The 631-nt window shown below is 74.5% G+C and carries 1 protein-coding gene; it reads right to left on the bottom strand.

Annotated elements, in window-relative coordinates; translation table 11 throughout:
- Positions 1 to 631, bottom strand: a 631-nt coding sequence (locus D180_RS18585; protein ID WP_043091328.1) for a DEAD/DEAH box helicase, incomplete at both ends; no start/stop codon positions are given.

Genomic DNA, 631 nt, shown 5'->3' with positions numbered 1-631 from the left:
GGGTCAGGCGCAGGTGCGCGTAGCGGCCGCCGGTGGCGTTGTGCAGGCTCTCCAGCGAGGGCGTGGCGCTGCCCAGCAGCACCGGCACGTCCAGCGCCTTGCCGCGGACCAGGGCGAAATCGCGGGCGTGGTAGCGGATGCCGTCCTGCTGCTTGTAGCTGCCGTCGTGTTCCTCGTCGACCACGATCAATCCTGCCTGCGGCAGCGGCACGAACACCGCCGAGCGGGTGCCGACCACCACCTGCGCCTCGCCGCGCCAGGCGGCGGCCCAGACCCGTGCGCGTTCGTTGTCGTTGAGCCCGGAATGCAGCGCGTGCACCGGCACCCCCAGGCGGGCGCGGAAGCGGGCCAGGGTCTGCGGGGTCAGGCCGATCTCCGGCACCAGCACCAGCGCCTGGCGCCCGCGCGCCAGACAGGCGGCGATCGCCTGCAGGTAGACCTCGGTCTTGCCGCTGCCGGTCACACCGTCGAGCAGGAACGGGGCGAAGCCGGCGGCGGCGACCACCGCGTCGATGGCGGCCTGCTGTTCGGCATTGGGGATCGGACCGGGTTGTGGCTGCGGCGCCGCGGCGCTGGCCGGCACCGCGATGCGCTCGGCGTGGCCGCGCTTGGCCAGCACGCGCGCGGCGCT

The organism is Xanthomonas sp. SHU 166 (genome assembly GCF_000364685.1).
In the GTDB taxonomy this organism is placed as follows: domain Bacteria; phylum Pseudomonadota; class Gammaproteobacteria; order Xanthomonadales; family Xanthomonadaceae; genus Xanthomonas_A; species Xanthomonas_A sontii.
Note: the sequence above shows the minus strand (reverse complement) of the source record. Positions and strands in the feature narration are given on the sequence as shown.